Source organism: Amycolatopsis sp. lyj-112, from assembly GCF_046549055.1.
GTDB lineage: Bacteria > Actinomycetota > Actinomycetes > Mycobacteriales > Pseudonocardiaceae > Amycolatopsis.
Genome location: NZ_JAJPWS010000008.1, coordinates 249,234 through 270,707, shown reverse-complemented (window position 1 = coordinate 270,707; position 21,474 = coordinate 249,234). Strand labels below are relative to the sequence as shown.

At 69.1% G+C, this 21,474-nt stretch carries 16 protein-coding genes; 6 read left to right on the top strand and 10 right to left on the bottom strand.

Features of this window, described 5'->3' with window-relative positions:
• The first annotated feature begins 21 nt into the window (after nucleotides 1–21).
• Complete coding sequence (locus ACLJRL_RS26220) at nucleotides 22–1,227, top strand: PP2C family protein-serine/threonine phosphatase (RefSeq protein ID WP_410658929.1); 1,206 nt, start codon at nucleotides 22–24, stop codon at nucleotides 1,225–1,227.
• Here the strand turns inward: ACLJRL_RS26220 and ACLJRL_RS26215 are convergent, their stop codons facing one another.
• Complete coding sequence (locus ACLJRL_RS26215) at nucleotides 1,228–1,797, bottom strand: YdeI/OmpD-associated family protein (RefSeq protein WP_410658928.1); 570 nt, start codon at nucleotides 1,795–1,797, stop codon at nucleotides 1,228–1,230.
• A gap of 89 nt (nucleotides 1,798–1,886) precedes the next feature.
• On the opposite strand from ACLJRL_RS26215, the gene ACLJRL_RS26210 reads away from it, so the two are divergent.
• Together ACLJRL_RS26210 and ACLJRL_RS26205 are read left to right on the top strand one after the other, a co-directional pair.
• Entirely contained in the window at nucleotides 1,887–2,246 is a 360-nt protein-coding gene (locus tag ACLJRL_RS26210) for an arsenate reductase family protein (protein ID WP_410658927.1), read from the top strand.
• A gap of 57 nt (nucleotides 2,247–2,303) precedes the next feature.
• Entirely contained in the window at nucleotides 2,304–4,460 is a 2,157-nt protein-coding gene (locus ACLJRL_RS26205; RefSeq protein ID WP_410658926.1) for a DUF6461 domain-containing protein, read from the top strand.
• A gap of 244 nt (nucleotides 4,461–4,704) precedes the next feature.
• Here ACLJRL_RS26205 and ACLJRL_RS26200 read toward each other — a convergent pair whose 3' ends face one another.
• Together ACLJRL_RS26200 and ACLJRL_RS26195 are read right to left on the bottom strand one after the other, a co-directional pair.
• Nucleotides 4,705–6,369, bottom strand: coding sequence for a sulfatase-like hydrolase/transferase (locus tag ACLJRL_RS26200; RefSeq protein WP_410658925.1), 1,665 nt, complete (start codon nucleotides 6,367–6,369; stop codon nucleotides 4,705–4,707).
• Nucleotides 6,370–6,433: 64 nt separating this feature from the next.
• Complete coding sequence (locus ACLJRL_RS26195) at nucleotides 6,434–7,591, bottom strand: PucR family transcriptional regulator (protein ID WP_410658924.1); 1,158 nt, start codon at nucleotides 7,589–7,591, stop codon at nucleotides 6,434–6,436.
• A 144-nt stretch (nucleotides 7,592–7,735) separates the two neighbouring features.
• Here ACLJRL_RS26195 and ACLJRL_RS26190 point away from each other — a divergent pair, with 144 nt between their 5' ends.
• The 3 genes from ACLJRL_RS26190 to htpG are packed head-to-tail and all read left to right on the top strand — an operon-like array spanning nucleotide 7,736 to nucleotide 12,505.
• On the top strand, nucleotides 7,736–8,971 hold the full coding sequence (locus ACLJRL_RS26190) for a YncE family protein (protein ID WP_410658923.1): 1,236 nt from the start codon (nucleotides 7,736–7,738) through the stop codon (nucleotides 8,969–8,971).
• A gap of 52 nt (nucleotides 8,972–9,023) precedes the next feature.
• Nucleotides 9,024–10,610, top strand: coding sequence for an alkaline phosphatase D family protein (locus tag ACLJRL_RS26185; protein ID WP_410658922.1), 1,587 nt, complete (start codon nucleotides 9,024–9,026; stop codon nucleotides 10,608–10,610).
• Between the two features lie 29 nt (nucleotides 10,611–10,639).
• Nucleotides 10,640–12,505, top strand: coding sequence for a molecular chaperone HtpG (gene htpG / locus ACLJRL_RS26180; RefSeq protein WP_410658921.1), 1,866 nt, complete (start codon nucleotides 10,640–10,642; stop codon nucleotides 12,503–12,505).
• A 61-nt stretch (nucleotides 12,506–12,566) separates the two neighbouring features.
• On the opposite strand, the gene ACLJRL_RS26175 is transcribed toward htpG, so the two are convergent.
• The 7 genes from ACLJRL_RS26175 to ACLJRL_RS26145 all read right to left on the bottom strand — a co-directional run bounded on the left by ACLJRL_RS26175 (nucleotide 12,567) and on the right by ACLJRL_RS26145 (nucleotide 21,456).
• Complete coding sequence (locus ACLJRL_RS26175) at nucleotides 12,567–14,606, bottom strand: iron ABC transporter permease (RefSeq protein WP_410658920.1); 2,040 nt, start codon at nucleotides 14,604–14,606, stop codon at nucleotides 12,567–12,569.
• Nucleotides 14,606–15,583, bottom strand: a complete 978-nt coding sequence (locus ACLJRL_RS26170) for an ABC transporter substrate-binding protein (RefSeq protein ID WP_410658919.1) — start codon at nucleotides 15,581–15,583, stop codon at nucleotides 14,606–14,608. Before ACLJRL_RS26170 ends, ACLJRL_RS26175 begins: the two co-directional genes overlap by 1 nt.
• A 17-nt stretch (nucleotides 15,584–15,600) precedes the next feature.
• Nucleotides 15,601–16,416 carry an ABC transporter ATP-binding protein gene (locus ACLJRL_RS26165; RefSeq protein ID WP_410658918.1) on the bottom strand — a complete coding sequence of 272 codons (816 nt, stop codon included), beginning with the start codon at nucleotides 16,414–16,416 and terminating at the stop codon, nucleotides 15,601–15,603.
• 371 nt (nucleotides 16,417–16,787) lie between these two features.
• Nucleotides 16,788–17,657: a metal ABC transporter permease gene (locus tag ACLJRL_RS26160; protein ID WP_410658917.1), complete on the bottom strand. Its 870-nt coding sequence runs from the start codon at nucleotides 17,655–17,657 to the stop codon at nucleotides 16,788–16,790.
• Nucleotides 17,654–18,397 (bottom strand): metal ABC transporter ATP-binding protein, encoded by a 744-nt coding sequence (locus ACLJRL_RS26155; RefSeq protein ID WP_410658916.1) that lies wholly within the window; start codon nucleotides 18,395–18,397, stop codon nucleotides 17,654–17,656. The genes ACLJRL_RS26160 and ACLJRL_RS26155 overlap by 4 nt, the downstream gene beginning before the upstream one ends.
• Nucleotides 18,394–19,308, bottom strand: a complete 915-nt coding sequence (locus ACLJRL_RS26150; RefSeq protein WP_410658915.1) for a metal ABC transporter substrate-binding protein — start codon at nucleotides 19,306–19,308, stop codon at nucleotides 18,394–18,396. The genes ACLJRL_RS26155 and ACLJRL_RS26150 overlap by 4 nt, the downstream gene beginning before the upstream one ends.
• Before the next feature lie 48 nt (nucleotides 19,309–19,356).
• Nucleotides 19,357–21,456 carry a (Fe-S)-binding protein gene (locus ACLJRL_RS26145; protein ID WP_410658914.1) on the bottom strand — a complete coding sequence of 700 codons (2,100 nt, stop codon included), beginning with the start codon at nucleotides 21,454–21,456 and terminating at the stop codon, nucleotides 19,357–19,359.
• Between the last annotated feature and the right edge of the window lie 18 nt (nucleotides 21,457–21,474).

The following is a 21,474-nucleotide window of genomic DNA, read 5'->3' as shown; positions in this document are numbered from 1 at the left end:
GAACTGGCTAGGCTTCTGCGCATGTCCGGGACCCCGACGGCCGATGACCGGCTCCAGGTGCTCGAAGCCATCACTGACGCGGCGCTGGGGCACCTCGGTCAGGAAAAGGTGATGGCGACGATCCTCGCGCGCGTGCGCGAGGTGCTCGACGTCGACACGGCCACGGTGCTCCGGCACGACCCGGCGGCGCAGCTGCTGCGGGCCGTCGCCGCGTCCGGGATCGAGGAAGAGGTCTACCAGGACGTCCGGATCGCCGTCGGCGCGGGATTCGCCGGCCGGGTGGCCGCCGAACGGCGACCGGTGATCCTCGACCGGGTCGACGAGACCACCGTGGTGAACACGCTCCTGCGGGAACGGGGGCTGCGGGTCCTGCTCGGGGTGCCGATGATCGCGGGCGACGAACTGGTCGGCGTGCTGCACGTCGGATCGATGACACCGCGCGATTTCCCCGAGTCCGACGTCGAACTGCTGACGCTGGTGGCCGCACGGCTCGCGCTCGAAGTGCAGATCGACGTCTCCCTCACCGATCGCGCCGCCGCGGCCGCGCTGCAGCGGAGCCTGCTGCCCGGCCGGTTGCCCACGATCCGCGGGATGCAGTTCTCCGCGCGGTACGTGCCGGGTACCGAACCCGGGGTCGGCGGTGACTGGTACGACCTGTTCCCGTTGCCCGGGGACAGGCTGGGGATCGTGATGGGCGACGTCGCCGGGCACGGTCTCAACGCCGCCGTGATCATGGGACGGCTGCGGAGCGCGCTTCGCGCCTATGCCCTCGAATCGGACGACCCGGCGGAGGTTCTGTCCAAATTGGACCGGAAGGTCCAGTACTTCGAGCCCGGCGCGCTGGCCACCGTCGCGTACGGGATCGTGACGGCGTCGCGGGACAGCGTGGCACTTTCCCTCGCGGGGCACCTGAACCCGGTGCTGGCGGTGCCCGGTGAACCCTCGGTGCTCGTCGGCGCCGCGGTCGATCCGCCCATCGGTGTCTCGGGGCCGCGCCGTCGAAAGACCGTCGTCGGGCTGTCGCCCGGTTCCGTCCTCGCCTTCTACACCGACGGTCTCGTGGAGCGCCGCGCCAGCCCGATCGACGCCGGGCTGCAGCGGCTCACCGAGGTCGTCACCGTCGAACCGCCCGGCGTGGTGTGCGCGCGAGTGATGGCCGCGCTCGTCGGAACGACACCGGCGCAGGACGACATCGCCATCCTCGTCGCGCGCCGCGACGCGGACTAGTCACCTCACCGGGTGGTTGGCGCGGACGTTCTCGGCCGCGAGGTCGACGGTCTTCGTGATCCGCCGTTGCCGGGTCTCCGGTTTCTTGGCCGTCACGATCCATTCCAGGATCAGCCTCTTCGACGAAGGCGGGAACTGCTCGAAGTTGTCGCGGGCGGCGGTGTTCGCGTCCAGTCGCGCGCGCAGGTCGTCGGGGACGCCCACGTCGTCCGGCACGACCTGCCAACGGCCCTTCGCCTTGGCCAGGTCGATCATCGCCTGCCCCTGCGCGGTCATCAGGCCCCGCGCGATCAGGTCGGCCGCCCGGTCGCGGTTGACCCGGCTCCAGGAACTGCGAGGAGAGCGCGGCGTGAACCGGAGCCGGGAGCTGGTGGCGTCGTTCTTCCGGTGGAGCCCGTCGATCCAGCCGAAGCACAGCGCCTGTTCCATCGCCTCGGCGATGCGGATGCTCGGGATCCCGCTGTCCTTGTGCCGGATGACCAGCCAGATCTCCTGCTCGGTACCGGCGTGCTCGGCGAGCCAGGCACGCCACTCGGCGGGGGTGGTGGCGGTGAAGGTGGTCCCAGACATGGCCGGTTCCTCTCGTCGTAGGAGTCTGTGACCATCATCGGAAGCAAAGTGCTCACCGAATGAGCACTTTCGCGACGAAATGAGGCGCGATGGAGATCTGGGTGAACCCGGCGTGCGGTAAATGCCGGTCGGCGGTGTCGATGCTGGACGAGGCGGGTGCCGAGTACACCGTGCGGCGGTATCTCGAAGAACCGCCGACGGCGAAGGAACTCAAGGCGGTTCTCAAGCGGCTCGGGCTCGAACCGTGGGACATCACGCGCACCGCCGAGCCGATCGCGAAGGAACTCGAGCTGAAGACCTGGGGCCGGACGCCGGCCGATCGTGACCGGTGGATCAAGGCGCTGGCCGCGCATCCGAAGCTGATCCAGCGGCCGATCATCACCGCCGACGACGGCACGACGGTCGTCGCGCGGACACCCGAGGCCGTCCGGTCGGTCCTGCCCGGCTGAAATCGTCGGTGGTGATCGCTACCGTGCCTCGCGACGACGAAGCATGGGAGGTCTGGGGTGGAAGAGCGTGCGGAAATGCCGCCGGGTGTGGCGGACGCACTCGTGCCGGTGGTCACCGAGCTGGTCCCGGTGCTGCTCGGCCGGATCCCGCGCGGCCCGGCGGCCGCGCTCGGCAGGCTGGGTGCGCCGGAGCCGCGGACGGACGTCTTCACACTGCGGACAGGGCGGTGGGCGCGCGGGCACGGCGAGTCGGAAGTGTTGAGCCGCCTGCGTTCCCTCGGCGATCCGGTCTCCGAACGGCTGCTCGGCGCGCTGGAACTGACCCTGGACGAGCTGACGGTCGACGTCCCGGACGAGGTCGCCGCGGCGGTGCCGGGTCCGGAGACGACCCCGCAGACCTTCGGTTTCGCGACGATGGGCGGGCCGAGCCCCGAGACAGTCACCGCGGTCCGGCTGCTCGACCAGCTCCGGCCGGGGATCTCCGGGTCGATCGTGGCGCTGGCCGCCGAACTGGCCACGCGTGAGGCCGTGCTCCCGTTGCTGGCGCCAGGGCCCGACGTCGGCGGCGAGGAGGAACTCGCCGCCGAACACGGTGCCGCATACATCGCGCTGGCTCTCGCGGTCGCGGTGCCGATCCTGCGCCGGGTCGGCGCCCCGCTGCTCGCCGGGAAGCCCGCGGTCGTCGTCGGGGTCGCGCTCGGTGCCGCTTCGGCTCTGTTGAGCGAAAAACCGATGCCGCCCGCGTATGCGGCCGCGTTGCTGGAAAAACGCCGGGCCGAGTACGTGCTCCCCGTGTCCTCGTCGGGTTCGGCCGAGGTGAGCGGTCACCGTTTCACCCTCGCCGAGCGGCCGGCCGAAGGCGAGGCGGACTTCAGCGGAAACGGCCTGGTCGCCGTGGTTCCCGGCGGAGTCGCCGTCCGGACCGGACTCGGCGAGGGCCAGGTGAACGTGTCGACACGGGTTCTCGAAGGGCCGCCGGACACGGTGGACGCCGACTGGTGGGACGAGGTCGCCGAGGTCTCCTGGCGGGCCGGGCAAGGCGACGCCATCCTGGGCGAAAGCAGCCGTCATCGGCCGAAAACCCCGCCGTGGCCGGGAGATTTCCGGGTCCGGGTGCACGCGATCGGCCGGGACGGCGGGGAGAGCGAGCGCTACGAACTCGTGCTCTGGGAGGCGCCGCCGGGGCCGGATCTCGTGCACAAGCGCAGCGATCGGCTCGGCCATGTCCTGCGGGGTGAACCCGTACCCGAGATCGAGGACTCGCCGGAAGTCGTCTACCGCTGGATCGGCGAAAGCGCGCTCAGCGACGCGGCGACGGTCACGATCGTCGCGGGCGCCTCACCGGACGAGGTCCTCCGCGGCTTCGGTGCGGACCCGGCCGAGCCGGTGTCCGCGCTGGAACTGTCGCAGGAGTTCGACCTCGATCCGTGGGTGGTCGTGCTGCCCGTCGAGGGTGGGGTGCTGGCCGCCGAATTCAACGGCTTCCAGGGTTCGCACGGGCCGGTGCTGGAGCCGCTGTCGCGGGCCGGCCGGACGGCGAGCCTGTTCTGGAACGTCAACGCCGTGACCCGGTTGTCCTTCGCGGACAACGGAACCGTCCACGCGGGGTTCGAACTCGGGTACGCGGAAGAGATCGAAGACCCGGGCGTGCTCGAAGCGTTGGCAGGCCTCGATTTCGATGGCTACCGCGACCGGAAGGGGAAGGCGCTCGTCGCGATCGAGCGGTACACCGGCTACCGGATGCGGCCCGAGGACATCGAACAGATGACTTCGGACGACGTCGCCTACCGGATCTTGCCGCAACTGCCGCAGCTGTATCCCGAGGTGCGCGAAGCCGACGGCTCGCGCAAGTTCCCCGGCAGCGGCCCGTTGGGCGCCGACACCGACAGGCTGGCGTTCCTGCCCGAAGAGACGTTGCGGGACCTTGCCTGGCAGGCGGCTTCGGCAGCGGCCGAGCACGCCGGTGTCGCCGGAGACCCCGTCGTCGCGGAGACGCTGTCCGCGCGCCGGCTGAGCCCGGAGGCGGAGATCCTGGCCAGGAAGTCGCAGCTGAGCGCCCATCGGGAGCATTCGTGGCTGTGGCAGGCGATCCACAGCGCGACCAACCCCGACGCGCTGTCCGCCGCGATCCGCGCACTGATGTCCGCGCGCTACGCGTCCGGTACCGCGGGCGAGGAACTGCTCGACCACGTTCGGCGGCATATCCGCGATTAGTCGCCCTCGTGAGTGATTTGGGTCGACCCAAAACACTCACGAGCCCGTGCCACGCGTCGCCGGACGTAACTGGACGGACGACACGTGTGACTGCAGGGACGGAACGTGTGACTGGACGGACGACACACCCGCGGCCGGACTCCGCCCCGTGTCGTCCGTCTGAACACGCTCGCCGTCCGTCTGAACACGCGTGTCGTCCCTGCAGTCACGCGAAACCGCCGTCCGCGCCCTCACGTACCCACGGTCAGTGCGCGAAAGTGGTCAGGAACCGGTCCCGGAACGTGTTCATCTGCCAGACGGGGGCGTTCCGGTCCGGGTTCAGGCCGTCCTGCCAGTTCCACCCGGCGACCTTGTCCAGCACGGCCTTGTCCCGCGTGACGACGGTGATCGGGACGTCGTGATCGGCGCCCTCCCCGGCGACGATCGGGTTCGGCTGGTGGTCGCCGAGGAACACGAGCACGAGGTCGTCGTCGCCGTAGTTCTCCACGTACGAGATCAGCGAGTTCAGCGAATAGGCGATCGAGTCGCCGTACGCGCCGCGCACCTTGGCCGGGTCGGTGAAGACCTCTTCGGGCGTTTTCCCTTGCGACGGCATGGGTTTGTAGATCGACCCGTCGCCGACGGCGTTCCAGTCGACCGTCCGGGGGAGCGGCGTCCACGGCCAGTGGCTGGTGACGAGGTCGATCTCCGCCATCAGCGGCGGGTGGCCCGGCTTGGCGCGTTCGGCGCGCTGGAAGGCGGAAAGCGTGAACTGGTCGGGCATCGTGGCGTAGGAGAACGGCGGGCCGCGGTAGCCGATGTTGCGCGAGTCGTAGTAGCGGTCGTAGCCGTAGACCCCGCCCTCGGGCCAGTCCTCGGTGTGTGCGGGGACGACGCCGACGGTGTCCCAGCCCGCGCGTTCGAACGCGCCGCCGAGGGTGAACCGGTCGGTCTTCACGAAGTCGTCGTAGCGGTGCTGGCTGTCGACCCACACACCGGACTGGAACGTCGAGTGCGCCAGCCAGCTGCCCGCGCTCGTCGTCGGCGAGGTCAGGAACGCGCTGCGCGAGCCGTATCCGGCGTTCTTCAGTTGCGCGGTCCCGGCGTCGAGGACGGCGTCGACCTTGGGGGCGATGTCGGAATCCTGGACGGCCACGCGGCCGTAGCTCTCGATGAAGGTGAACAGGACGTCTTTGCCGCGCAACGCGTTCAGCAGTCCGGACGCCGGGGTGTCGCGAAAGGCGTCGACGGCGACCTCGTCGGCGAAGGCCTTCCGGTCTCGCAGGTCCGCCCGCACCTGGCGGAGGTCGTCGTACGCGTAGGCGACGGCACTGCGTGACGCGAGTGGATGCCCGGGCGCCAGCTGGACCCCGAACACCGCGCACGCGATCCAGACCACGCTGAGCACGGCCACCACGCGCGTCGAAGCGGTGCGGCGCCCGGCCACCACGCGGCTCAGCCGCAGCACGGCCAGCGCCATCAGGACGATCACGACCACGGCCAGCAGCGTCAGCCCGGCGAACGACGCGATCGCGGCCGTCTGACCGATCGACGTACCGAGCAGGTCGACGCCGTTGCCGAGCACACCCCAGTCGAACACCGGGTTGAACCGCCGGTTCAGCGCGATCCCGAAACCGAGGTCGATGGCCTTGATGACGGTCATCAGGCCGAGGACCGCCCCGGCCAGCACCGCCACGATCCGCCGGGCGCCTTCCCGCAGCATGAGCACGACGGCCACCCCGAGCAGCGCCTCCACCGGCAGCCGTACGAACGCCTCGGGCGTGAACCTGTCGAGGCCGTTCGGCGCGAGCATCGCGAACAGCACGAGGACGGCGGAAAGGGTGGTCACCGCGCTGGTCAGGATCTCGCGGGCGGCCGTCCGGTCACCCGGCAGGCCCACCAGACCGGGGCTTGGCGATAACGACAACACAGGGCAACCTTTCCGTGACCGACCGGACGCCGTCCCGGTGCGCGGGGGACAGGCCCTCATCGGGTTACACGGATGGCGGGCCCGTGCGGTTCAGCCAGGTTCGCAGCGCCCACCACCATTGCAGGGTGTGCACCACCTGGGACCCTTCGGCCTCGTCCAGCAGGTCGAGCGACGACCCGGTGATCTCCTGAAGCCTTCCGAGCCGGTACCGGACGGTGTTCGCGTGGACGTGCAGCGCGGCGGCGGTCTGGTCGAGGCGCCGTCCGTGGTCGAGGTAGGCCAGCGCGGTGGAGACGAGCTGGCCGTGGAAGGCGTCGCCGGGGATCAGGGCGTCGAGAACGGCGTCGCTGACCAGGGCAGCCAGCTCCGGTTGCGCGGCGAGCGCGGTCTCGACGGCCAGATCGGTCACCGCGTACAGGCCCCGCGGGCGCCCTCGCGCGGCCGTCGGCACGGCCTTCGCGCACAAGGAATACAGCCCCCGGATCTCGGTGAGCGGGGCGGCGGGGGAGGCCACCAGCAGGACGTCGTCGCCGAGTGCCGACGACGTGGGGAGCCGTGGCGCCAACCCGGTCAGCCGTCCCTCCACCAACCCGAAGATCCCGCCCGTCGCACGAAGCCGTCGCTCCACGACGCGGGCCTGGTACGGGTCGGTGACGTCCGAGAGCAGGCAGTGATATCGCGCGTCCGGGTTCAGCCCGCCCTGCGCGACCTCGTCGGCCGACGGCACCGTGTGGTCGGCGCCGAGTAACCGCCGCAGCAGCCGCACGCGGGTGTCGTGGACCGTGCGCGAGAGTTCGAGTTCGGCCTCGTGATAGCCGGCGATCACCTGGCGTTCGAGCGCGCGGGTGTTCCGGTCGAAGTCGACCAGCGCCGCCAGCATGACGTCGTCCGGCACCCCGGCCGCCCTGCCGCGTCCGACGGCGATCTCGACCGCGCGGCTGCGGCCCGCCTGCACCCCGCGCAGCAGCGCCGCGATCGGGATGCCCTGCGCGGCGCGGTCGGCGCCGAGGACGGCGGCCGCGGCGAAGTCCTGCTCACTCGTCCCGCCCGGCCGCTCGAAGGCGGCGAGACCGGCGGCGAGCACGATCGCGACGTGCCGCCGGGTTTCGGTCACCGGCAGCCGGGCCACTTCCGGCGACTCGGTGCGCGCGGCCCGCACCACCTCTTCGACGACTTCGGCGTCGGCGGCCATCGCGCTGAGCACGTCGTGCAGTGACGCCATCGCCTCCGCCTTCCCGCGGAGGTTGTGGCCGGTGCACAACGAACCGCGCGGCCCTTGGCGACCGGGCCCTACCGAGGGTGTCCGATCGGTTGGTTTCCTGTGAGCTACCGAAAGGTAACAGGACCCCGCCGAAAGGTACGCGTGATGCGGAAACGCCGGCTGCTGAACACCCTCATCGTGACTTGTCTCGCCGTCGCCGCCCTCGGCACGGTGCCCGTGGCCGGGGCGAGCGCCGGGCTGCGTCAGGTCCTGTTCGTGGGCAACAACTGGGAAGGGACCGCGGACGTCATCCGCTCGTCCGGCGACTACGCGAAGATCGCGCGCGTCGACATGGTGCCGGACAAGGACGAACGGCTCACCGAGATCTACCTGAACCCGATCAAGCTCGCGTTCTTCCTCGGTATCCGCAACGGCGTCGGCGAGGGGCACGACCAGCTCGTCGATGACCTCTACACGACGCCGGACGGCCGTTCGGTCGTCGCGTCCCGCCCGAGTTTCGCCGATGTCGTGTCGATCGACCTGGCCAGTGGCCGGGTCAACTGGCGGTTCCCGGTGTCCGGGTTCCGCGCCGACCACATGGCCGTCTCGCCGGACGGGCGCAGCATCGCGGTGTCCGCCTCGACGTCGAACACCGTCCACGTGCTGAACATCGAGACCGGGCAGCAGCTGGGGTCGTTCAAGACCGGCGACAAACCGCACGAGAACACCTACACCGACGGCGGCCGGTACCTCTGGAACAGCTCCATCGGCGAGGTGAACACCGCGCTCGACGCGCCGTGGCAGGACTTCACCAAGGGCGATCGGCGCCTCACCATCGCCGACGCGAAGACCTTCCAGCAGGTCAAGGTCATCGACATGCGCCAGCGTCTGGACGCCTTCGGCCGCAAGGATCTTTCGGACGCCGTTCGCCCGGTGGCGTTCACCCCGGACGAGTCGAAGCTGTACTTCCAGGTGTCGTTCTTCAACGGCCTCCTCGAATACGACGTCGCGACCGACCGCATCACCCGGTCGAAGACGTTGCCGAAGAACCCCAACACCAGCGAGGACCGCACGACCTGGGTCAACGACTCGCGCCATCACGGGCTGTCGATGAGTCCGGCCGGTGACAAGCTCTGCGTCGCCGGGACGATGGACGACTACGCCACCATCGTGGACCGCACGACGCTTCAGGAGGCCTCGCTCGTATCGGCGGCGAAGCCGTACTGGGCGACCGTGAACGGTGACGGAAGGCATTGCGTCATCTCGGAAAGCGGCTCGGACCAGGTGACCGCGATCGACTTCGCCACCGGCGCGAAGGTGAAGTCCATCCCGGTCGGCGACCACCCGCAGCGGATCCGGGTCGGGTACGTGCCGGACGGCTGGACCGGTCCGGCGAACTAGCGCCGGTCCGCTCAGCGCACGATCTTCGCCCGCCTGTGGCACCGTGACAGGGATGAGCCTCCTGTTGGGTCCGTTGCTGCGCCACGTCGATGACACCTCGGCGACGGTGTGGGTGGAGACCGGGGGCCCGGCGGAGGTCGAGGTCCTCGGCACCCAGGCGAAGACGTTCGAGATCCGCGGCCACCACTTCGCGCTCGTGGTGCTGACCGGGCTCGAGCCCGGCACCCGCACCGAGTACGAGGTACGCGTGGACGGCGAAAAGGTCTGGCCCGAAGAGGCGTCCGAGTTCCCGCCGAGCCGGATCAAGACGCTGTCCCCGGACGACGCCCGGTTCCGGCTCGTGTTCGGTTCCTGCCGCAAACCGCACGACGGCGACGTCTACGGCCCGGACGCGCTCGCCGCCTACGCCCGCCGGATGGCCGGCGGTGACGACGCCGAGTGGCCGCAGGCGTTGCTCATGCTCGGCGATCAGGTGTACGCCGACGAAACCACCGACGAGACCAAGGAATGGCTCGCGCGACGCCGTGACACTTCCCAGCCGCCGGGCACGGAGGTGGCCGATTTCGAGGAGTACACGCACCTCTACCACGAGGCCTGGGGTGAACCGGTGATCCGCTGGCTGCTCTCCACGGTGCCGACGTCGATGATCTTCGACGACCACGACGTCCGCGACGACTGGAACACCTCGCACGCCTGGCGGCAGCGGATACGCGCGCAGCCGTGGTGGCAGGAGCGCCTGCGCGGGGCGATCATGTCCTATTGGGCCTACCAGCACCTCGGGAACCTCGGCCCCGCCGAACTCGCCGAGGATCCGACCTTCCAGAAGGCCCTCAAATCCGGCGGGGACAACGCCGATCTGCTCGTCGCGTTCGCCGACGAGGCCGACGACGAACGCGACGGCACCAAGGGCGCGCGGTGGAGTTACCGCCGTGACTTCGGCAAGGTGCGGCTGCTGGTCATCGACAGCCGGGCCGGCCGCATCCTGGCCGGCGGCGCGCGGTCCATGGTCGACGACGACGAGTTCGCGTGGATCGAGGAAAATGCCCGGAGCGCCTGCGACCACCTGCTCATCGGGTCGTCGCTGCCGTGGCTGCTGCCGCCGGTCATCTCCCACCTGCAATCGCTCAACGAGCGAGCCTGCGGCCGGCCCGGATGGCGCGGCCGCCTCGCGGAGAAGATCCGGCAGGCCGGCGACCTCGAACACTGGGCGGCGTTCCGCGCGTCGTTCGACAGGCTGTCCGCGATGATCGCCCGGGAGGGACGGCGCGACGATCCGCCCGCGACCATCGCGGTGCTCTCCGGCGACGTCCACCACGCCTACATCGCCGAGGCGCGCTATCCCGAGCCGGTGACCTCGGCGGTCTACCAGCTCACCTGCTCGCCGGTCCACAACGCCATGCCGCGGCCACTCCGGCTGGCCTTCGCCGCCACCTGGTCGGCCTCGCTGGCGAACGTCGCCCGCCGGTGGGCCCGCCGAGGCGGCGTCGAGCCGGAGCCGCTCACCTGGACCAAGACGTCGGGGCCGCATTTCGGCAACGTCGTCGCGACCGTCGTGACCACCGGCCGGTCGGCCGTCACGACGATCGAACAGGCCTCCGGCGACGGCCTGACGGAGGTCGCCAGGCAGAGGCTCGCTTGAGCCGGATCGGTACTCGGTAATATCGCGGCGTGACCACCTCTGTCGAAACACTCGAGTTCCAGTCGGAGGCACGTCAGCTGCTTCAGCTGATGATCCACTCGATCTACTCGAACAAGGACACCTTCCTGCGGGAACTGGTGTCCAACGCCTCCGACGCATTGGACAAACTGCGCTTAGAAGCGTTCCGCGACAAGGATCTTCAGGCGGACACCGGCGATCTCCACATCGAGATCGCCACCGACCCCGAAAACCGCACGCTGACCGTGCGGGACAACGGAATCGGGATGAGCCGGGAGGACGTCGTCGCGCTGATCGGCACGATCGCCAAGTCCGGGACGGCCGAATTCCTGAAGCAGCTCAAGGAGACCAAGGATTCCGCGGCCTCGCAGGACCTGATCGGCCAATTCGGGATCGGCTTCTACTCCAGCTTCATGGTGGCCGACAAGGTCACGCTGCGGACGCGCCACGCGGGCTCGGACGAAGGCGTCCAGTGGGAGTCGGCCGGCGAAGGCACGTACACCATCGAGACGGTCCCCGACCTCCCGCAGGGCACGACGGTCACCCTGCACCTCAAGCCCGAGGACACCGAAGACCAGCTCTTCGACTACACCTCGGCCGCGAAGATCAAGCAGATCGTCAAGAAGTACTCGGACTTCATCACCTGGCCCATCCGGATGACCGAAGGCGAAGAAGTCGAGACGGTCAACTCGATGAAGGCGCTGTGGGCCCGGTCCTCCAGCGACGTCACCGAAGACGAGTACAACGAGTTCTACAAGCACGTCGCGCACGACTGGAACGACCCGCTGGAGACGATCCGGCTCCAGGCCGAGGGCACCTTCGAGTACCAGGCGCTGCTGTTCCTGCCGGGACACGCGCCGCTCGACCTGTTCATGCGGGAACGCAAACGCGGCGTCCAGCTGTACGTGAAGCGCGTCTTCATCATGGACGACTGCGAAGCGCTGATGCCGGAGTACCTGCGCTTCGTCAAGGGCGTCGTCGACGCGCAGGACCTCTCGCTCAACGTCTCGCGCGAGATCCTGCAGCAGGACCGGCAGATCCAGCTGATCCGCCGTCGCCTGGTCAAGAAGGTCCTTTCGACGGTCAAGACCTTGATGGCGTCCGAGAACGCCTTCAAGTACGAGACGTTCTGGAAGGAGTTCGGCCGCGCGGTCAAGGAAGGCCTGCTGGACGACTTCGAGAACCGCACCGCGATCCTCGACATCTGTTCCTTCGCTTCGACGAATGACCCGGAGAAGCTGACGTCGCTGAGCGAGTACGTCGGGCGGATGAAGGACGGCCAGGAGCACATCTACTACCTGACCGGCGAATCGCGGCAGAGCATCGAGAACTCCCCGCACCTGGAAGCCTTCCAGGCCAAGGGATACGAGGTGCTCGTGCTCACCGACCCGATCGACGAGATGTGGGTCGACGCCGTCCCGGCCTTCGAGGAGAAGCTGTTCCAGTCGGTCGCCAAGGGCGAGGTCGAACTCGACTCCGAGACCAGCGACGAGCAGAAGGAGGAGTTCTCCGGACTCCTCACCTGGCTGACGACCTCTCTTGCCGAGCAGGTCAAGGAGGTCCGGCTCTCGTCGAGGCTCACGACGTCGCCCGCGTGCATCGTCGGTGACACGAACGACGTCACGCCGACGCTGGAGAAGATGTACCGCGCGATGGGCCAGGAAATGCCGCAGATCAAGCGGATCCTGGAACTCAACCCGGGCCACCCGCTGGTCTCCGGGCTGCGGGCCAACTTCGCCGAACACGGCGAGAACGAGGGTCTCGCCGAGACCGCCGAACTGCTCTACGGCATGGCCCTGCTCGCCGAGGGCGGCGAACTCGGCGACCCCGCCCGCTTCACCAAGCTCCTCGCGAGCCGCCTCGAAAAGACCCTGTAGTAAAGCGCGTGAGGGCCACCCTCAGGGACTCAGAGTCCCTGAGGGTGGCCCTCACGCGCTTTCAGGGCCGGGTCCGCCAGAGCACCAGCACGAAGTACGGCGTCCCGACCAGCGCGATGACCAGGCCGGCCGGGATCTGGGCGGGCGCGATGACCGTCCGCCCGAGCGTGTCCGCGAGGCTCACCAGCAGTGCCCCGAGCGCCGCCGCGACCGGGAGCACCCGGCCGTGCCGCCCGCCGACCAGCGACCGCGCCAGATGCGGCGCGACCAGCCCGACGAACGCGACCACGCCGATCGCGGAAACCGCGGTGGCCGCGAGGATCCCGGACGCTCCCAGGATCAGCAGGCGGGACCGTTCGATGCGCAACCCGAGCACTCGTGGCGTGTCCTCGTCGAGGGTGTGCAGGTCGAGTTCGCGGTGCTTCACCCACAGGAACGGCGTCAGCAGGACCAGCGAGAGCGCCACCGGCGCCACCTGCTCCAGCGTGCGGCCGTAGGTCGAACCCGAAAGCCAGGTCAGCGCCTTGGCCGAGTTCCACGGGTCGGAGACGACGATCAGCAGCGTGATCAGCGCCATCCCGGCCGACCAGACCGCGATGCCGATGATCACCAGCCGGTCCGAATCCAGCCCCGAACGCCACGCCAGGCCATAGACCAGCACGAAGATCACGGCGGCACCGAGACCGGCGGCACCCGCGATCTCCCACGCGCCGGCCAGCGGGACCGCGGTGATCAGCGTGATCGCGCCGAGCCCGGCTCCCGCCGTGATGCCGAGCAGACCGGGTTCGGCGAGCGGGTTGCGGCTCACCGACTGGATCCCGCAGCCGGACACCGCGAGCGCGGCACCAGCCGCCAGCGCGGCGAGTACCCGCGGAAGCCGTTGGTCGAGCACGAAAGTCAGCGCCGTCCCGGTGTTCCCGGTGACCCAGTTCATCAGGTCGCCCAGCAGCACCATGCGGTCGCCGAGCATCATGCCCAGGACGGGGACGACGGCGAGCAGCACCACCAGCCCGGCGGAGATGAGCACCAGCCGTCGTTTCGAACCGGCGAGTCCGACCCGTCCGGCCGGAGCCGGACGGCGCGAGCCACTGCCCCGTCCGCGCCGCGCCAGCCACACCATGACGATGGCGCCGATGACCGTGGTGACGACACCGGTCGGCACCCGTACGGCGTCGGCGGAGCCCATGATCGCCCGCAGGACGACGTCGGCGCCGAGCACCGTCACCACCCCGACCAGCCCGGACACCGGCAGCAGCACCCGGTGCTTGGCGATCGGCAGCAGCAGCTTCGTGATCACCGGCGCGCTCAGCCCGACGAACCCGACCGGCCCGGCGACGGTCACCGCGGCCGCGGTCAGCGCGACGGTCAGCACGATCGCGCCGATCCGCGTTTCCCGCACCCGCAGGCCGAGCACGGTCGCGTTGTCGTCGCCGAGGGCGAGGACGTCGAGTTTGCGGCCCATCGCGATGAGCACCACGACGGCGACCACCACGATCGGCGTCATCTGCCCGGTTGCGCGCAGATCGCTGACCGTCAGCGACCCGCTGCCCCAGGCGAACAGGCCGGAGGTCTCCTGCTCGAACATGAGCATCAGCAGGATGGTCACCGACTGGATCGCGAGCAGCATCGCGGAGCCGACGAGCACCAGCCGCGGACTCGCGGCACCGCCGCCCGCCAGGCCCAGCACGATGACGGCCGCGGCGAGCCCGCCGGCGAACGCCGCCCCGCCCACCGGCACGAGCGGCAGCGAAAGCCCGAACGCGGAGAGGGCCACCACGGCGAAATGCGCGCCCGCGTTGACCGCGAGCGTGTCGGGCGAAGCGAGCGGATTCCTTGCCACGGACTGCATTCCCGCACCGGCGACGCCGAGCGCGACCCCGAGGAGCAACGCGGCGAGCAGCCGGGGGACGCGCGAACCCTCGAGTACCGCGAGGGTTTGCGCGTCGCCCTGGCCGAAGAGCGCCTTCACGACGTCCAGCGGGCCGGATGTCGAGGTGCCCTGTGTCAGGTGGATGCCGGCGAGGACGACGATCAGCGCGACCAGTCCCGCCGACACCACCATGGTGCGCACGGCTTGCGGCGCACGCACTTCAGTGATCATCAGGCGGTGATGGCCTTCACGATCTGGTCGGCGGTGAAGATGACCGACCTGGGTCCGCCGAAGGTCCACGTGCCAGGCTCCAGCTTGTGGATCTTCTTCGACACCACGAACGGCAGCCGCTGGTAGACGGCGTTCTGCGCGAGCCCGGTGGTGAAGACGTCCTCTTCGGACGCGCTGTAGAACAGCACGGTCTTCGGGTCGGTGATCGCGGTCAGGCCCTCGACGTCGGTCTGGCCGAGACCCCACTGCGGGTCGACCTGGCCGGTCCAGACGTTCTTGAGGCCGACGGCTTCGGCGGTGTCGGAGACCAGCGAACCCTTGCCGAACGGGCGGATGCTGACGGTGCTTCCTTCGAGGTAACCGTCGGCCATCAGGAACGGGGTGCCCGCGGCGCCCTTGCTCTCGACGGCTTTCTTGCCCTCGGCGAGTTTGGCGTCCATTTCGGACAGTTGCTTGTCCGCCTCGGTCTCCTTGCCGATCGTCTTCGCGATCAGCTTGAAATCCTCCCGCAGCCGGTCGAAGTTGCGGGTCGCGTCGCTGGTCTTGGTGACCACGACCGGGACGTACTTCTCGATCTGCGGCAACAAGGGCGAGTCGCGCTCCTCGGCGATGATGACGACGTCGGGGTTGAGCCCGACGATCGCGTCGACGCTGGGCTCGTTGCGTTTGCCGACGTCCTTGACCTCGGCGGTCAGCGGGACGGCCTTGTCCCAGACGTTGTAGCCCGCGACGTCCGCGGCGCCGACCGGCATGACGCCGAGCGACGCGAGCATCTCGGCCTCGCCCCACTCCAGCGCGACGACACGCTTCGCGGGGGCCTTGAGGGTGACGGCCTTGCCGCGCGCGTCGGTCACCGTGACCGGCCCGCTCGCGGGGGCCTGCTCACTCGGCGCGGCCGCGGGGGTCTCGGTGGTGCCGCAGGCGGACAGCAGCAGCGCTGCCGTCGCGAGGAGCGCGGCAGGGGTCAGCAAACGCATGGTTCTTCCTGGATTTCTCAGGCGGGCCTGGGCGAATGCCGCCCGAGTGGCCTGCAGTGGATCGCGCCCGTGACCGGGTCGTTCGCGACGTGGACGGTGACGCCGTAGGCCTGGGAGAGGTGCTCGGTGGTGAGCACCTGCCCGATGTCACCCGCGGCCACGATGGTTCCCTCGCTCAGCAGCACGACCTCGTCGGCGATGATCGCCGCGTGGTCGAGGTCGTGCAGCACCACGCCGACCGCGACGCCTTCGTTGGCCAGATCGCGGACGACGTCGAGGATTTCGACCTGATAGCGCAGGTCGAGGTGGTTGGTGGGCTCGTCGAGCAGCAGGACCGAGGTCTGCTGCGCGAGGCAGGACGCCAGCCAGACGCGCTGCAGTTCGCCGCCGGAGAGTTCGTCGACACCGCGTTCGGCCATCGGCGTCACGCCGGTCAGTTCCATCGCGCGGCGGATCGCGGCGGTGCCGTCGGCGTCCACCCCGCGCCAGCCCGAGCGGTACGGGTAGCGGCCGTAGGAGACGACGTCGCGCACGGAGACCCCGCTGGGCGTGGGCCGGTGCTGGGTCAGCAGGGTGACCTTGCGGGCGAACTCCTTGCCGGACAACGCGTTCCCGCCCCAGACGGTGCGGTCGCCGAGCTGGACACTGCCCGCGAGAGGCTTGTGCAGCCGCGCCAGCGAGCGCAGCAGCGTCGACTTGCCGGAGCCGTTGGGACCGACCAGCGCGGTCACGGTGCCCGCGCGCAGTGACAGGGACACGCCGTCCACCACGGCCCGCTCTTGGTGCGCGAGCACCAGGTCATGGCCGGTGAGCAGCGCGTCTTCCGTAGACATGAGGGGAGCCTAACCTAAGAGGCCGGCCACACCGATGTCGTGAGTGACACAGAGCGCGGCGTGATTGTCCGGTTACACCCGCGTGCAGTGTGCCTTCATGGACGCGAGAAGCGCTCCTAGCGTGATCCCAGGGACGCCACGCGTGATTGGAGGGCGATCTCGCGTGACTGGACGGCGCACACGCGTGATGGGGCAGCGAACACGTGCCGGAATCCGGTAGCGGGCGTGTCGTCCGTCCGATCACGCGAGATCGCCACTCAATCACGCGAGATCGCCGCCCGATCACGGGTGATCGCCGCCCGATCACGGGTGACGTCCATCCACGTGAACCCATCCCCCGCAGACTCCGGGACGCCGCCGGAGCTGACCGGTTACACCGCTCGCGCCGTTTCCCGCCTGCGCTTGGCCAGCCGCTTCCCGACGATCCCGTGCCGCGGCCCGAACAGGTACACCAGCGTGAATCCGGCGCCCTGCACCAGCACGATCATCCCGCCGGACGCGGTGTCGAGGTGGTAGCTCAGGTACAGCCCGGCCACCGCGGCGAGCACCGAGAACGCCGGCGCGATCACCAGCATGCGGCCGAACCGGTCGGTCAGCAGATACGCCGTCGCGCCCGGGATGATCAGCATCGCCACCACCAGGATCACGCCGACCACCTGCAGCGCCACCACCGACGTCAGCGCGAGCAGGCCCAGCAGCGCGGCACCGAGCAGCCGCGGGTTCAGCCCGATCGCGTGCGCGTGCGTGGGATCGAAGGCGTACAAGGTGAAATCGCGGCGTTTGAGCACGAGCAGCGCCAGTGTGATCGCACCCAGGATGCCGATCTGGATGAGATCCGAGGTGTCGACGCCGAGCAGGTTGCCGAAGATGATGTGGTTGAGGTCGGTCTGGCTCGGCGTCACCGAGATCAGCACCAGGCCGAGCGCGAACAGCGTGGTGAACACGATGCCGATCGCGGCGTCCTCCTTGACCCGGCTGGTGTCGCGGACGACGCCGATCAGGGCCACGGCGAGGAAACCGAACACGACGGCGCCGAGCGCGAAGGGCGCGCCGAGGATGTAGGCGAGCACGACGCCGGGCAGCACCGCGTGGGAGACCGCGTCGCCCATCAGCGACCAGCCGATGAGCACCAGCCAGCAGGAGAGCACCGCGCAGACCAGGGACGCGACGACCGTGGAGGCCAGCGCCCGCACCATGAAGTCGTAGCTCAGCGGTTCGAGGAACAGGTCGTAGAGGTTCACGCGTGTTCCTCTTCCCGTTGCAGGACATCGAGCCCGAAGGCCAGCGCGAGGTTCTCGGGCCGGAGCACGTCGCCGGGGGCGCCGTGCGCGAGCACCTTCCGCATCAGCAGGATCGCCTCGTCGGCCAGTCCCGGCAGCGCGTGCAGGTCGTGGGTGGAGATCAGGACGGCGGCACCGTCGGCCGCGAGTTCCTTCAGCAGCCGGGTGATCGTGGCCTCGGACCGTTTGTCGACGCCGGCGAACGGCTCGTCCAGCAGCAGGACCTGCGCGCCTTGGGCGATACCGCGGGCGACGAACGCGCGTTTGCGCTGCCCGCCGGACAACTGGCCGATCTGCCGTCCGGCGAGTTCGGTCAGTTCGACCCGTTCCAGCGCGTGCTCGACGGCTTCGTGGTCGGCTCGCCGGGGCCGACGGGTGAACCCGAGGTGCCCGTAGCGGCCGGTCATCACGACGTCGCGCACCGACAGCGGGAACGACCAGTCGACGTCTTCGCTTTGCGGTACATAGCCGATCAGGCCGGTCTTGCGGGCGCGCGCGGGTGTGCCGCCGTCGATGCTGACGGTGCCGGTGTCCGGCCGGACCATCCCCATGATCGCCTTGAATAGCGTCGATTTGCCCGAGCCGTTCATCCCGACCAGTCCGCAGACGCGGCCGCGTTCGAGCGTGACGTCGACTCCGTCGAGGGCGAGGACCTCGCCGTAGTGGACGGTGACGTTCTCGACGCGGATCGCGGCGGTCACGGCTTCGCCCCGGTCAGCGCGGCCACGATCGTCTTCGAGTCGTGGCGGATGAGGTCGAGGTAGGTCGGCACCGGGCCTTCGGGGCCGGACAGGGAATCGACGTAGAGGACGCCGCCGAACGCGGCGCCGGTGGCCGAGACGACCTGGCGCATCGGGGCGTCGGAGACGGTCGACTCGCAGAAGACCGCGGGGACCTTGTTCTGCTTGACGAATTCGATGGCGCGGGTGATCTGCTGCGGGGTGGCCTGCTGTTCGGCGTTGACCGCCCAGATGTACCGCTCGGTGAGGGCGGCGTCGCGCGCCAGATAGGAGAAGGCGCCCTCGCAGGTCACCAGGGCGCGCTCGTTGGCGGGCAGGCCGCTCAGCGCACCGGTCATCTCGTCCTGCACCTGCTGCAGTTTCTGCTTGTAGGCGTCGCCGTTCGCCTTGAACACGGCCGCGTGGCCGGGGCGGAGTTCGCTGAAGGCCTTGACCATGTTGTCCACGTAGATCCCGACGTTCTTCGGGGACATCCACGCGTGCGGGTTCGGCTTGCCCTGGTAGGTGTCTTCGCCGATGGCGATGGGCTGGACGCCCTCGCTGACCACCTTGTGCGGCGCGTCGATCTCGGAGACGAACCGGGCGAACCACGCCTCCAGGTTCAGGCCGTTGTCGAGGATCAGGTCGGCCTTGGTGGCCTTCTTGATGTCGTCCGGGGTCGGCTCGTAACCGTGGATCTCGGCGCCGGGCTTGGTGATCGACTCGACCTTGAGCTTGTCGCCCGCGACGTTCGAGGCGACGTCCGCGAGGACGGTGAACGTGGTCAGCACGACCGGGCGCCCGTCATCCTGTCCGCCGGCGGGGCCGCCGCACGCGGCGAGGACGAGCATCGACGCCGACGCCGCGCAGACGGCCTTGAACAGATTCGCCATCCCGTGAGTCTAGAGTTCGGCACGCCGAACTTCCAACTCTCGTGTGCCTTATCTCTCCGTGGCGGTCCGGTCCGGCTCCCTGACGGACTCCAGCAAGAGCTGGGAAACGTCGCGCACGGTGACGTTCTGGCCACGCTGCTCACTTTGCCGCTGCACGAGGCCGTCGTTCAGCATCACGCGGCAGAACGGGCAGCCGGTGACGATGGTCTCGGCGTCCGTCCCGAGCGCCTCGTCGACGCGGTCGAGGTTGATGCGCTTGCCGATCTGCTCTTCCATCCACATCCGCGCGCCACCGGCGCCGCAGCACATCGAGCGGTCGCCGTGCCGGGGCATCTCGCTCAGGGTGGCGCCGGTCGCGCCGACGAGTTCGCGCGGCGGTTCGTAGACCTTGTTGTGGCGGCCCAGGTAGCAGGGGTCGTGGTAGGTCACCGGTCCGGCGTCGACCGGTTTGACCGGGGTCAGCTTGCCGGTGCGGACCAGCCGGTTCAGCAGCTGCGTGTGGTGCACCACCTCGTAGTGCCCCTCCAGCTGCGGGTACTCGCGGCCGAGGGTGTTCATGCAGTGCGGGCAGGTGGTGACGATCTTGCGGGTACCCGGCTCGCGGCCCTCGAAGACCGCGTTGAGGGTCTCGACGGTCTGCTGCGCGAGCATCTGGAACAGGAACTCGTTGCCGGACCGCCGGGCCGGGTCGCCCGTGCACGACTCGTCGGTGCCGAGGATCGTGTACTTCACCCCGGCCATGTGCAGCAGTTCCGCGGTGGCGCGGACGGTCTTGCGGGCGTTGTCGTCGAAAGCGCCCGCACAGCCGACCCAGTAGACGTACTCGACGTCCGCGGCGAGTTCGCCGTCGAAGATCGGCACGTCGAAACCGAGGTCCTTCGTCCAGGCCAGGCGGTCGGAGTTGTTCTGGCCCCAGGGGTTTCCCTTGGTCTCCAGGTTCTTGAACAGGACACCGAGTTCGCTCGGGAACGCCGACTCGATCATCACCTGGTAGCGGCGCATGTCCACGATGTGATCGACGTGCTCGATGTCCACCGGGCACTGTTCGACGCACGCCCCGCAGGAGGTGCAGGACCACAGGACCTCCGGATCGATGACGCCGAAGTCCTCCTTGGTGCCGACGAGCGGACGCTCTTCGGGAGCCTCCTTGCCGTCGAGGATGTACGGCGCCTTCTCGAAGAGGTGGTCACGCAGATCCATGATCAACAGCTTGGGGGACAACGGTTTCCCGGTGTTCCACGCCGGGCACTGCGACTGGCAGCGACCGCATTCGGTGCAGGTGGCGAAGTCGAGCATGCCCTTCCAGGTGAAATCCTCGATCTTGCCGCGGCCGAAGGTGTCGTCCTCGCCGGGATCCTCGAAGTCGATCGCCTTGCCCGCCGATTCCATCGGCAGCAGCGGGCCGAGCGCGTCCGGGAGCCGTTTGGCGGTGACGTTGATCGGCGCCAGGAAGATGTGCAGGTGCTTGGAATACAGCACGATCGACAGGAACGCCAGCATCACGCCGATGTGCAGCAGCAGCCCGATGGTCTCCAGTGGTTCGTTCACCGAGAGACCCAGCGGCTCCAGGAGTTCGCCCACGCCGAGGGAGACCCACGCGCCCGACTCGTACGGGAAGACGCCGACCGCCGCCGACGCGCCGCGGAAGAAGAACATCGTCCAGATGACGTTGAAGATCATGAACAGGATCAGCCAGGCACCGCCGGTGTGCGAGCCGTAGAAACGGGACGCGCGATCCTTGCGTTCCGGGGCCTGCCGGATCCGGATCACCGCGAACACCGCGAGCGAGGCGACCACCGCGACCGCGATGAAATCCTGCAGGAAGCCGAGAACCGCCCAGTGCCCGATGAACGGGATGTGGAAGTCGTGGTCGAACAGCGCGCCGTACGCCTCGACGTACACCGAGCCGAGGATCACGAAACCCCAGAACGTGAACAGGTGCGCGACGCCGGGGACCGACCATTTCAGCAGTTTGCGTTGCCCGAAGACCTCGGCCAGATGCGTTTTCGCGCGGGTGGCCATGACGTCCGAGCGTTTCTCGTCCGGCTGCCCGGAGCGGATCAGTTTGCTGAGCCAAGCGGCGCGACGGGCGGCGAAACCGAGGCCGACGACCGTGATGAGCAGGCCGAGGATGAGACGAACGAGCACGAGCCCTCCGGGGGAGAA